The sequence below is a fragment of the Bacteroides sp. f07 genome (assembly GCF_042854785.1).
GTDB lineage: Bacteria > Bacteroidota > Bacteroidia > Bacteroidales > Bacteroidaceae > Bacteroides.
The window spans coordinates 577,760-590,594 of the sequence record NZ_BAABXI010000003.1; the positions used below are offsets into that span (position 1 = coordinate 577,760).

Genomic DNA, 12,835 nt, shown 5'->3' on the forward strand with positions numbered 1-12,835 from the left:
TATGAAGATAAACTATATTCTTTTTCTACTGACGACAGCCTTTTGTTATCCTTCGATAACAGTCGCCAAAATAATTGAGGCTAGTTCTCCGGACAAGAAAAATGTGATAACTATCGAGACTGACAACCAGGTCAGTTACAGTTTATCCCGGAATGGAACAAAGATTCTTGATACTTGCCCGCTCTCACTTACAGTCGGAAACGACATTTGGGGAACAGACAAATGTAGAAAGGTAACCCATAAAAGCATTTCGGAGAAAGTGGAATTTATTGTGCCGCGTAAATATAAAGAAGCAATGAATAGTTATAACCAGGTTGAGCTAATCTATAAAGACTATAAAATCGAATTCAGAGTCTACAATGACGGAGTGGCCTATCGTTTCGTAAGTACTGCGAACAATAAACAACCTGTAAAGAAAGAGTCTGTATCTTTCCGCTTCAGACAGGATCATACCTCGTACACTCTTTTAACCGACCAGCTACAAAACTGGTTTGAGCAGGATTATACGGTAAAGCCGATCAATGCATTACCCAAAGACAGTTTCTCCGTAGCTCCTGTAATGGTTGAAGTAGACAAATACAAGGTATTATTAGCAGAGGCCAATCTCTATAATTATCCGGGAATGTACTTACAACCTGCCCAAGAATCCTTTCATGGTATTTTTGCCAATTATCCGGATAAGGAAGTGCCATACGAAGGGGATAATAAAATCTATGCCTCCACACGCAAAAACTATCTTATCCCCAACTGCGGGAAACGGGTCTTTCCATGGCGGGTGACCGGTATCTTCGACAATGCCTCTTCCATATTACAAAGCGAACTTATATATTTACTCTCCGAAGAGAAAGAACAATCTGCCGATTATACTTGGGTTAAACCCGGTAAAGTTTTATGGGATTGGTGGAATGACCGTAATATCTATCATATAAATTTCAAGAGCGGCATTAACACCGATACATATCTCTATCTGGTAGACTATGCAGCCAAACATCATATCGAATATGTTCTGATTGACGAAGGCTGGTCGGCACGTAACGATCTGTTAACCCTCAATCCCGATGTTGACATTCCGCGTATCTGTAAATATGCAACAGAAAAAGGAGTAGGTATCCAATTATGGTCAAAATGGGTGAACATTATGCGGCAAATGGATGAGGCTTTTGCACAATTCAGCAAATGGGGAGTGAAGGGAGTCAAAATAGACTTTATGGACCGTAATGACGCCAAAATGGTTAACTTCTACGAACAAGTAGCCGTTAAAGCCACTCAATACAAATTATTAGTAGACTTTCACGGTTCTTACCCCAACGAAGGCATGAGGCGCAAATATCCGAACTTGATGACACGTGAAGGCGTGATAGGGTTGGAGTATAATAAATGGAGTAAGAGAGCCACGGTTACACATGATGTAATCATCCCTTACCTGCGTATGTGGGTAGGTCCAATGGACTATACTCCCGGAGCTATGCTTAACGCACATCCGGAAACATTCTATGAAAATCAACATGAACCGATGAGCCAAGGCACACGTAGCCACCAGTTAGCAATGTATGTAGTCTACGAAAGCCCATTGCAAATGATTTCAGACAGTCCGACTAAATATGACGAGAATCTCCGGAGTTTCGAATTTATCAAAAGTATTCCTACGACCTGGGACGAGACAGTCCCTCTGGAGGGAGAAGTAGGTGAATATATCGCTCTTGCACGCCGGCATGGCGATACATGGTATATCGGAGTAATCAACGGAGCTGCCCCACGGCATATTGAGATTGATTTATCATTCATAGGAAACGGCCCGAAGAAAATAAAAGCGCATATAGACGGAGTAAATGCCGGACAACAGGCGAAAGACTCACAAATAATAGAACAAATAATCAAGAACAATGAAAAACTGCCCATAGATATGAGCAGAGGAGGAGGATATACAGGTATTATTCATATAGAGAAGTAACATTTTACGGTTACTCAACAAGGCAGGCTGCCTCTTTATCTTGAGACAGCCTGCCTTTATCTTATTCCCAATCGTTTCAGACCGTAATATCCAACAAAACGTCTCCTTTCACATTCAGCACCTTAATCCTCAATTCATCCTTCTTCTTTTCCAGAATCATTACCGTAGCGCCATCCATCTTATACCCGCCACCGATAACAACCGGATAATTATTGCCCAGCTCACCTTTCGGATGATAAGCATATTTATGAGTATGTGCATTCAGACTGATATTGAAAGGTGCCTTCTCCAGTACTTTAGTCCACAAGTCGGCACAGAGATTCACTCCATCATTGCCATAAAGTGGAATATGGTGAATAAGAACACGTTTCTTGGCTTTTTTGAATTCTTTGGCAGACAGTTCTTTTTTCAGGAAATCCACTTGTTCATTACGCAATTGAGTAAAATCATTCAGACCATAATACACCCAATGAGAGTCCAGTTTGTCTTCTCCGCAGTCCAGCATAACGATACGGGTATCTCCCCAGTTAAAAGAACCGTAAGTCTTGTTTCCTACATAGTCATAGTGGTCACGCAGACCGATAGAATAGGCATTTCGTATTTCATGGTTACCACGCATAAAAAAAGTTGGTATGCGGTCGCCACGGACACCTTCGGTAAGTTCGCTGATAAAAGTGGTTGCCTGATTATGGTCAACAGGGTCGTCTACACAATCACCGTTGAAAACAACGAAGTCATAGTCGATATTCTGTATTTGCTTGCACAGGGCACGGAAAGTTTTGGTATGCTGATGCAAGTCATTAAAGACAATGGCAGTAAAAGAATCCGCATCTATTTCCGGAAGGGTAAACTCACTGAAAGACGACTGTGCCGTATTGCCGAACACTTTTTTATACGCCTGATAAAGTAGTATTTCTTGTGAGCATACACGGTAATAATATTTCTGACCGGGTTGCAAACCGTCTATGCGTATTTTGTGCAAGTAGTTATTGCAAACCACCTGTCCGTCTACGATTGTACGCGCACGTTTCAGTTGAGTAGTGTCCGTTCCATATTCTACCCAGCAATAAGCAGGTACAGTAGTTTCCCACATTACAGTTATGCCATTACCTACCGGATTCTGCAAATAAGGTTTAGTGCGAAATATTTTATTTTCCTTTTCAGCAGTCCGGAGTTCTACTAATATAGGACGATGGTCGGAAGCCATAGGTTCATGCAACACCTGCGCAGATATAAGAGCAAAACCGTTTACATTGGATTTTAATGTCGCAATATAGTCTATCGTTTCCTTTGGCTCAGGAGCCGGATAAGTATGCTGTTTGGGATTGGAAAGAATCTGAAAATCCTTTTGCAGCTCTTTAATAAAGTCGGATTCAGGTTCGGCATTCATATCTCCGGCCAGGAAAAGAGGCTTTTTATAAGGAATAGTAAACGATTTCACAATCTTCAATGATTCCATTCGGTCTTCTTCCGTCAGCGACATATGAGTGCAACAATAAATATAATCTTCAAACTCTGCGAGAATCAGGGCACGTGCTTCTTCTCTTCCCGGCAAGGGGATAGTTTGCAGACGCACTGGAACTTGCCTGGTCAGTAACCCGATTCCATATTTTCCACCATCATAATCGATAGCAGGTGCAAAGTAAGCATGCATTTGTGTGCGTTCGGCAATTTCACCTAAGACATACTTCTGTCCGCTCCGGTTCGTCATGCTGTCTACTTCCTGTATGGCTACCACATCGGGAGAAGCGTTGTTTATCACATTCGCTACACGCTGGAAATCACAGACATCATCCATGCCATTTGCATTTTTGATATTGTAGGTCATCAGTTTTAATGTATTCTGAGCCTGTAACGGAAAAATAAATAGAGTAGCAATAATTAATAAAAGATTCTTTTTCATGTTTCTCATTTTGGGGGTTAATGTTAAGCGGCTCAAAGGTAGTGAAAAAACAAAAAGCCGCAAAGATATGTGTCCATACCTTTACAGCTTTTACCATGAATTGCTTGTGTGTGTCTATTATATCTGCACGTTTCAAATAACGCCCCGCACTCTGTCATCAAATGCGGAAAGCGCAGCTTTCGCCCCTTCTCCCATAGAGATAATGATTTGCTTATAAGGTACGGTCGAAACATCTCCGGCTGCATAGATACCTGTCACGTTAGTTCGACAGTGCGCATCAATCACAATCTCACCCGGACGATTGGTTTCCACCACTTCGCGGAATGCGCTGCTATTGGCAGAAAGCCCGATTTGCACAAATACTCCGTCGAGTTCCACCAGACGTTCTTCCTCCGTTTTACGGTCCTTGATACGTAAAGCAGTCAGTTTATCACCGTTTCCTACCACTTCGGTAGTTTGTGAGCTGACAAAGACTTCTACGTTCGGTAATGTTTTAAGCCGTTCCTGAAGTACGTTATCTGCCTTCAGTTCATCCATAAATTCGAAGACGGTTACTTTAGAGCAGATACCTGCCAAATCTATTGCCGCTTCGATTCCTGAATTTCCACCGCCAATTACCGCTACGTGCTTTCCTTTATAGAACGGACCGTCACAGTGAGGACAGAAAGCAACACCACGACCGATATACTCCGCTTCTCCCGGAACATTCAGCCTACGCCAGCTTGCGCCGGTCGCAATAATCAATGCCGGAGCCAGGAACTTTTCACCGACAGAAGTAGTTACCAGTTTCTGCTTTCCAAGTATTTCTACTTTCTCTACCTTACGATGCTCCAACAAATCCACCGGATAACGCAGTAAATGAGTTTTCAGATTATCAGCCAGTTCATTTCCTGTTGTTTCGGGTACAGAGATTAAATTCTCGATGCCGACAGTTTCCTTCACTTGTCCGCCGACACGTTCGGCTACGATAGCTACACGCAACCCTTTACGAGCCGAATAAATGGCAGCCGATACTCCCGCAGGACCTCCTCCGGCAACAATCACATCATATTCTTTTACCTCAGCCACCGCTTTAGTTTCATCAACACCGTATTGTCCTTCCAATTTCGCAAGCAGCTCGCCAAATTCGCCGCGACCTACATGTAGCAGTTTACCATCTGCAAATACGGAAGGAACTCCCTGTATCTTCAACGCGTCTACTTCGTCCTGATAAAGCGCACCGTCTACCATCTCATGGGTGATGGAAGGATTCAGCGTTGTCATCGCATTCAAAGCCTGCACGACATCAGGGCAGTTCGTACAAGTCAGCGAGACGTAAGTTACCAAATGTATCGGGCCTTTCAATGCTTTCACCCGGTTGCAGACAGCCTCATCGGGGAAGTTCTTTCCTTTACCGTCCAGATTCAAGATAGCCAACAATAACGAAGTAAACTCGTGCCCGTTGGGGATTCCCCGGAAAGTGATTCCTGTACGGTCACCGTTCTTCAATAAAGTAAATTTGAGTCCGCTTCCTTCATTCACTACACAAGTGATATGGTCGGAGCAGTCCGCTACATCTCCCAGCAGTTCAACCAGTTCAGTTCTGTTTTCGTGACTGGATGATACGGATATATCAAAAGTAAAGTTCGCCTCCAGTCCGGCAAAGATACCCTTCAATTGTTCTTTTAATGCAGATTCTAACATACCTGTTCTCCTTTCGTTTTTTGAGAAGAAAGGCCGGCAGCGTCTCCCGTTACCGGCCTTTCATAATCATCATTATCAAGATCTATCAAATCTTACCTACCAGATCGATGCTTGGTTTCAGAGTTGATTCACCCTTCTTCCACTTGGCCGGACAAACTTCTCCGTCGTGAGTCGCTACAAACTGTGCAGCTTCTACCTTACGAAGCAATTCGCTCGCATCACGGCCAATGTTGTTATCATTCAGTTCTACCACTTTAATCTTTCCTTCCGGATTGACTACGAATGTACCGCGGTATGCCATACCCTCTTCTTCGATATATACTCCGAGTGCACGACACAGAGCGCCTGTCGGGTCTGCCAACATCGGGTATTGAATCTTGCGGATACTTTCAGAAGCATCATGCCAAGCTTTGTGTACGAAGTGAGAGTCAGTACTTACCGAGTAGATTTCTACGCCCATCGCTTTGAACTGCTCGTACTTTTCAGCCATATCCACCAATTCAGTAGGACATACGAAAGTAAAGTCGGCAGGATAGAAAAACAGAATCGCCCATTTACCTTTCAGGTCATTGTTGGTTACAGTCTTGAAAGCTCCGTTTTGAAAAGCCTGAACACTAAATTCAGGAAGTTGAGAATTTAAAATTGGTTCCATAATCTTTATTGCTTTTATTGTTATTAATTGATTTGACTTATAACATCAGAAACTTCGTTTTGTTTCTTGTTTCTGATGCAAAGATAAGGGGCGGGCAACTGCCCTGCAAAGAAAGTCCAATCGAATAATTCTATGCGCTGATAGATGAAATTTATCATTCAACTTCCGGACAGATGTTGAATGATTCGTAGGCTGGGGCAATGTCCATCCGATATTTTTTATAATTTTGCGTACGGAAACATACTAATTGAAACCAGCTATATATGATTATGAAACATCCTCTTGACCAATTCCTATATTGCCCCGAATGTGGTTCTTCGCATTTCGAGGTCAACAATGAAAAATCCAAGAAATGTGCCGACTGCGGCTTTGTCTACTACTTCAATCCATCCGCCGCTACCGTGGCGCTGATTCTGAATGAAAAGAATGAGCTGTTAGTCTGCCGTCGTGCCAAAGAGCCCGCCAAAGGGACGCTCGACCTTCCCGGCGGCTTTATTGATATGGATGAAACAGGTGAAGAAGGCGTGAGCAGAGAAGTGCTGGAAGAAACAGGGTTGAAGATCGAGAAAGCGACCTATCAGTTCTCTCTGCCGAACATCTATATCTATTCCGGTTTTCCTGTCCATACACTCGACATGTTCTTTCTCTGCACTGTAAAAGATATGAGCCATTTCTCGGCAATGGATGATGTAGCAGATTCTTTCTTCCTGCCTTTATCGGAGATACGTCCGGAAGATTTCGGGTTGGATTCCATCCGGCGGGGACTTATACGGTTTCTGCACCGGCATAGCTAACCACAGGATTTACAAAACTTTCGGTTTGCAAATTACGTTCTAAGTAGAAAAAGGTGTATCTTTGTAACATTAGAATTCTAAATCTATCCTAGTCATGAGCAAGATTTACCCCATCGGAATACAGAACTTTGAGAAGATTCGCAGAGACGGATACTTCTACATTGATAAAACCGCCTTAGTCTATCAAATGGTAAAAACAGGCAGCTATTTCTTCCTGAGCCGTCCGCGCCGCTTTGGGAAAAGCTTGTTAGTGTCTACCCTCGAAGCCTACTTTGAAGGCAAGCGCGAACTCTTTGAAGGACTCGCGATAGAGAAACTGGAAAAAGACTGGACAAAGCATCCGATATTGCACATAGACCTCAATACCGAAAAGTATGAAAATCTGGAAAGTCTGGAAAATATTCTGAACGATACTCTTTACAAATGGGAAAAGGTGTACGGCACTGAACCTTCTGAAACCTCGTTGCCTCTCCGTTTCAAGGGTATCATCCGCCGTGCTTATGAGCAGACCGGAAATCGTGTTGCCATTTTTGTAGATGAATATGACAAACCCATGCTGCAAGCTATCGGCAACGAAGAACTGCAAAAAGCTTTCCGCAACACTTTGCAAGCTTTTTACGGAGCTATAAAAACGATGGACGGCTACATAAAGTTCGCCTTTCTGACAGGTGTCACCAAGTTTGGTAAAGTAAGTGTATTCAGCGCGTTAAACAATCTGATAGATTTATCTATGGACGAGCGTTATGCAGCAATATGCGGTATGACGGAAAAAGAAATCCATGACAATCTGGAAGAAGACCTGCTCGAACTTGCCGACAAACAGAAAATGAGTTATGAAGAAGTATGCCGTGAATTAAAGACGTGTTATGATGGGTATCATTTCGTCGAAAATTCTGTCGGCATATACAATCCGTTCAGCGTGCTTAATACATTCTTCAAAATGAAGTTCGGCAGTTACTGGTTTGAAACAGGAACACCGACTTATCTGGTGGAATTATTAAAAGCCCATCACTATGACCTGCACTGTATGGCGCATGTAGAAACCGATGCGGACATACTGAACAGTGTCGATTCGGCTTCGACCAATCCTATTCCTGTGATTTATCAAAGTGGATATCTCACTATAAAGAAATTCGATGAACGCTTTGGCATATATCGCCTGGGGTTTCCAAATCGCGAAGTAGAAGAAGGGTTTATGAAGTTCCTGCTTCCATTCTATGCGAACACAAATAAGGTAGAATCACCTTTTCAAATTCTAAAGTTTGTCCGCGAGGTGGAGAGTGGCGATTATGAATCTTTTTTCCGCCGCCTGCAAAGCTTCTTTGCCGATACCCCCTATGAGTTAATACGCGACCAGGAATTACATTATCAAAATGTACTGTTCATCGTTTTCAAGCTTATCGGTTTCTATGTAAAGGCAGAGTACCACACATCGCAAGGCCGCATCGACCTCGTGCTGCAAACCGATGAGTTTATATATGTAATGGAATTTAAACTGGAAGGCAGTGCCGAAGAAGCTCTCAGACAAATAAACGAAAAGAATTATGCGCAGCCTTTTGCAACCGATCCTCGTAAGTTATTCAAGATAGGGATTAACTTCAGCAGCCAGACAAGGAATATTGAGAGGTGGATTGTAGAATAATACAAGAGTTGGGAAAGTGAAGTACAAGAGCTGATAAAGTAAAGTACAAGAACGAGACAGAAGAAGTACAAGACTTTAACAAGTGAAGTAGACGAATCAGATAGAAGAAGTACTTAGTTTAAATCCGAACAGGCTCTTTTGATAGCTTTTATCCCATCCAACAAAAAGTAATCAAAGCCGTTTTCAGCTTTCAATTTCCTCTGCAATCCCCTATTCATCGGCGTTCCGGATGAAAGCACTCAGAAAAGTATCCTTTCAGCCTTCAGCTTCTCAAAATACGCCAAAATCAATCAGTAAATAAATTCAACATTTGAACCTATCCTGACATATGTCGATATAACCAACATATTGGACATATAGATCCACCGTACTGTATATATATTGCCACCATGGTGTACATATATAGCCACCACAATAGATATATATACCCACTAAACAGCTTGATGTCTGCGCTGTGCATGTATCTATTCTATGCCCAGCCCATACCTCTTCTGAGCACTGGGCATATCGAATTCGCCCCACGGTTCAGAGGTTCTGTTCCCACGGATTAGCACCTTTGTTCCCGCACATCAGAGCCTCTAATCTATAAGAACAGAGGTTCTGATGTGTGGGAACAAAGCCTGTATTTTTATTAAACAGAGCCTCTGTTTTTGCAAAATCGGGAAACTGAAAGCAAAACAAGCTGATTTCAGCAGGTGCTTTCAGCCGGAACACCGATGAACAGGGAATTACAGAGAAAACTGAAAGCAGAAAGCGGAGAAGTTGATGAAAAGTTGGGTTTAACCCAAAACCTATAAAAAGACCATTTAAAACCAAGGCACACAATCAGCCCATAATCTTAAATAAGTATATTATACCACTCAAAATGAGAAGAATAGCATGACTTTCATTATCTTTGTAATCGTCATTAATTTAATGGCCATTAAATTAACCGCCATTAAGAATAAAGCCTGCAGTATGAAATTTTATGACCGAAAGAAAGAAATAGCGATAAACCTGATAGCCCTCAACCGATTCAACAAAACCGCCCTTATCGGAGAAGTAAAAAGAAACCCCAGAAAAATAAGCATTTCCGTGTTGGAAAAGAAGAGCGAAACTTTACATAAAGAATTAAATGATTATAAAATAACTTTCAAAGGATTGTCTTTGGAAGATATGTAGTACTTTTGCATAAATACCCGATTATGAAAAAAGAAATTACCAGACTCATTTGTGCGGCTATCTGCTGCGCACCCATTATAGGATTTGCCCAGACAGGTGACAAGTTCACCTCGACTGACAACCTTTATAAAGAAGGAAAAGAACTTTTCCAGGAAAAGAATTATGCCGCTGCCCTGCCGGCACTGAAGGCATTTGTAAAACAAAAGCCAACAGCCAGCCTTCTTCAGGATGCGGAGTATATGCTGGTCAGCTCAGCATACGAATTGAACGACAAGAACCGTATCGAACTGCTCCGCAAATATCTCGACCGTTATCCTGATACGCCTTACGCCAATCGAATTTATTCATTGTTGGCTTCCTGCTATTTCTACGAAGGAAAGTACAATGAAGCGATGGCGCTCTTTAATTCTACCGACCTCGATTTGCTCGGCAATGAAGAACGGGACGACCGCACGTATCAATTGGCTACCTGCTATCTGAAAACTGATAATTTGAGAGAAGCAGCCATCTGGTTTGAGACTCTCCGCGCCAACAGCCCGAAATATGCAAAAGATTGCGATTATTACATATCTTATATCCGTTACACACAGAAACGCTATAACGAAGCATTGAAAGGTTTCCTTCCGCTACAAGACAATCCGAAATACAAGGCACTCGTTCCTTATTATATTGCCGAGATTTATGTACAGCTCAAAAACTATGATAAGGCACAGATTGTAGCACAGAATTATCTGTCGGCTTATCCGAACAATGAACACGCGGCGGAGATGTACCGTATCCTCGGAGATGCTTATTACCACTTCGGGCAATATCACAAAGCGGTAGAATCATTCAATGAATATTTGAATAAAGACCATTCGGCTCCCCGACGGGATGCTCTTTATATGTTGGGACTTTCTTACTACCAGACGAAAGTCTATTCCAAAGCAGCCGAAACACTCGGTAAAGTGACAACTACCAATGATGCGCTTACACAGAATGCTTACCTGCATATGGGTATCTCCTATCTGCAACTGGCAGAAAAAAACAAAGCCCGCATGGCTTTTGAACAGGCAGCAGCGTCCAACGCCAATATGCAAATAAAAGAACAGGCGGCTTACAACTACGCACTCTGCCTACATGAGACTTCTTTCTCCGCTTTTGGTGAATCTGTTACCGCTTTCGAGAAGTTCCTGAACGAATTTCCGACTTCACCTTATGCTGAAAAAGTCAGCAGCTATCTGGTGGAAGTTTACATGAATACCCGTAGCTACGATGCGGCTTTGAAATCAATAGACCGGATTGCCAAACCAAGTGCGCAGATACTGGAAGCCAAACAGAATATACTGTTCCAATTAGGTACACAATCCTTTGCAAACGCTGACTTTGAACAGGCTCTGAAATATCTGAACCAATCCATTGCCATCGGACAATACAACCGTCAAACCAAGGCAGACGCTTACTACTGGTGTGGAGAATCTTATTATCGCCTCAACCGGATGATGGAAGCTGCCCGCGATTTCAACGCTTATCTGCAACTGACCACCCAACCCAACAATGAGATGTATGCGCTTGCCAATTATAACCTGGGATATATCGCTTTCCACCGGAAAGACTATACACAGGCTAGCAATTATTTCCAGAAGTATGTCCAACTGGAGAAAGGTGAAAATGCAACGGCTTTAGCTGATGCATACAACCGTATCGGTGACTGTCATTTGCATGTACGCAACTTCGAGGAAGCCAAACATTATTATTCGCAAGCCGAACAGATGAATACTCCTTCCGGAGATTATTCTTTCTACCAACTGGCGCTTGTATCCGGCCTACAGAAAGACTATACAGGTAAGATTACTTTGCTGAACCGGCTGGTGGGAAAATATCCCGCTTCTCCTTATGCCGTGAATGCCATTTACGAGAAAGGACGGTCTTATGTCTTGATGGATAATAACAGTCAGGCAATTACTGCTTTCAAGGAGTTGCTGAACAAATATCCCGAAAGCCCGGTCAGCCGGAAAGCAGCAGCGGAAATCGGTCTGCTGTATTATCAGAAGGGAGATTACAATCAGGCTATCGAAGCCTATAAACAAGTCATCGAAAAATATCCGGGCAGTGAAGAAGCTCGTTTGGCCATGCGTGATTTAAAGTCGATTTATGTAGATTTGAACCGTATAGACGAATTCGCGGCTTTGGCAAATGCCATGCCGGGGCATATCCGCTTCGATGCCAACGAACAGGATTCACTGACCTATGCCGCCGCAGAAAAGATTTATATGCGCGGACGGATGGAAGAAGCAAAAACGAGTCTCAACAAATACTTGCAGACTTTCCCGGAAGGGGCTTTCAGCCTGAATGCACATTATTATCTTTGTTTGATAGGGAACGAACAGAAGAACTATGATATGATTCTTCTCCACTCCGGCAAATTGCTGGAATATCCGAACAATCCGTTTGCCGAAGAAGCCCTTATCCTGCGTGCCGAAGTTCAGTTCAATCAACAACAGACAGCGGAAGCATTAGCTAGTTATAAGATGCTGAAAGAGAAAGCAACCAATGTAGAACGCCGCCAACTTGCTGAAACGGGAATACTCCGCTGCGCCTTTCTGTTGAGGAATGACATTGAAACCATCCATGCTGCTACCGACTTACTGGCAGAAGCCAAACTCAGTCCTGAACTGAGAAATGAAGCTCTTTACTATCGTGCTAAGGCTTATGTCAAACAAAAAGCGGACAAGAAAGCAATGGACGACTTCCGCGAACTGGCAAAGGATACTCGTAATCCATACGGAGCGGAAGCTAAATATTTGGTTGCACAGTCGTTGTATGACGCGAAAGAATATGCTGCCGCGGAAAAAGAACTGCTCAGCTACATAGAACAAAGTACACCGCACGCTTATTGGCTGGCACGTAGCTTCGTCCTTTTATCCGATGTGTATGCCGCTATGGGCAAAGACCTCGACGCACGCCAGTATCTGCTGAGTCTGCAACAGAATTACCAAGGCAACGACGATATAGAAAGTATGATTGAAAGCAGACTTGCTAAGTTGAAAGGTGCAAATTGAAAGTTGAA

Annotated in this window: 8 protein-coding genes; 5 read left to right on the top strand and 3 right to left on the bottom strand. The window is 43.0% G+C overall.

The features are described 5' to 3' along the window. Position 1: 1 nt before the first annotated feature. Positions 2-1,951: a glycoside hydrolase family 97 protein gene (locus ACGHVY_RS22240; protein WP_390601629.1), complete on the top strand. Its 1,950-nt coding sequence runs from the start codon at positions 2-4 to the stop codon at positions 1,949-1,951. 76 nt (positions 1,952-2,027) lie between these two features. Here ACGHVY_RS22240 and ACGHVY_RS22245 read toward each other — a convergent pair whose 3' ends face one another. The 3 genes from ACGHVY_RS22245 to ahpC all read right to left on the bottom strand — a co-directional run bounded on the left by ACGHVY_RS22245 (position 2,028) and on the right by ahpC (position 6,189). Continuing rightward, the gene (locus ACGHVY_RS22245) at positions 2,028-3,854 is read right to left on the bottom strand and encodes an endonuclease/exonuclease/phosphatase family protein (RefSeq protein ID WP_390601631.1); all 1,827 of its coding nucleotides are present in this window, start codon (positions 3,852-3,854) and stop codon (positions 2,028-2,030) included. Positions 3,855-3,986: 132 nt separating this feature from the next. Beyond that, the gene (gene ahpF, locus ACGHVY_RS22250) at positions 3,987-5,537 is read right to left on the bottom strand and encodes an alkyl hydroperoxide reductase subunit F (RefSeq protein ID WP_390601633.1); all 1,551 of its coding nucleotides are present in this window, start codon (positions 5,535-5,537) and stop codon (positions 3,987-3,989) included. A gap of 85 nt (positions 5,538-5,622) precedes the next feature. After that, positions 5,623-6,189: an alkyl hydroperoxide reductase subunit C gene (ahpC, locus tag ACGHVY_RS22255; RefSeq protein ID WP_390601635.1), complete on the bottom strand. Its 567-nt coding sequence runs from the start codon at positions 6,187-6,189 to the stop codon at positions 5,623-5,625. 269 nt (positions 6,190-6,458) lie between these two features. Between ahpC and ACGHVY_RS22260 the strand changes: the two genes are divergently transcribed. The 4 genes from ACGHVY_RS22260 (at position 6,459) to ACGHVY_RS22275 (ending at position 12,827) form a co-directional block, all read left to right on the top strand. Further along, the gene (locus tag ACGHVY_RS22260; protein ID WP_390602065.1) at positions 6,459-6,983 is read left to right on the top strand and encodes an NUDIX domain-containing protein; all 525 of its coding nucleotides are present in this window, start codon (positions 6,459-6,461) and stop codon (positions 6,981-6,983) included. Between the two features lie 94 nt (positions 6,984-7,077). Then, on the top strand, positions 7,078-8,625 hold the full coding sequence (locus tag ACGHVY_RS22265; protein ID WP_390601637.1) for an ATP-binding protein: 1,548 nt from the start codon (positions 7,078-7,080) through the stop codon (positions 8,623-8,625). Between the two features lie 957 nt (positions 8,626-9,582). Next, positions 9,583-9,786, top strand: coding sequence for a hypothetical protein (locus tag ACGHVY_RS22270; protein WP_390601638.1), 204 nt, complete (start codon positions 9,583-9,585; stop codon positions 9,784-9,786). Between the two features lie 23 nt (positions 9,787-9,809). Beyond that, positions 9,810-12,827, top strand: coding sequence for a tetratricopeptide repeat protein (locus tag ACGHVY_RS22275; protein WP_390601640.1), 3,018 nt, complete (start codon positions 9,810-9,812; stop codon positions 12,825-12,827). Positions 12,828-12,835: the final 8 nt, after the last annotated feature.